The sequence below is a fragment of the Aeromonas sp. Prich7-2 genome, assembly GCF_017939255.1.
GTDB lineage: Bacteria > Pseudomonadota > Gammaproteobacteria > Enterobacterales > Aeromonadaceae > Aeromonas > Aeromonas caviae.
On the sequence record NZ_JAGKRI010000320.1, the window covers coordinates 1 to 420 of the forward strand.

Here is a 420-nt window from a genome sequence, read left to right on the forward strand (position 1 = left end):
GGGGATAACGCCTTAAATGGCGAAGAAACGGTCTAAATAGGCTGATTCAAGGCATTTACGGGAGAAAAAATCGGCTCAAACATGAAGAAATGAAATGACTGAGTCAGCCGAGAAGAATTTCCCCGCTTATTCGCACCTTCCCTAGCATCTAAACACCCCTCATGGGAAATTTTCACTTCTCAAGTTGTTGGATGGCTCACCCCAATAATTGAAGATTTAAGAGAAATAGATGCTTAAATTTCGTCCTCACAGGGTGTATTACCGTAGGGTGCAATCATGTACAGGACCTTAAGCGTTGAGTCCCTTTAAAACTCCTTCCAAGGTCCTGTTCTGTATCGATTTTCTCTGCTTGGTTCGGCAAGCGTTCTTGGCCAAATAATCAGCTGCCCATTCCAGTCTTTCCCTTATTTCTGTCAGCGC

General features: G+C 44.0%; 1 pseudogene. It reads right to left on the reverse strand.

Features of this window, described 5'->3' with window-relative positions:
* Nucleotides 1–288: 288 nt before the first annotated feature.
* Nucleotides 289–420: pseudogene (locus J9892_RS22435) on the reverse strand (IS4 family transposase); the annotation flags it as partial.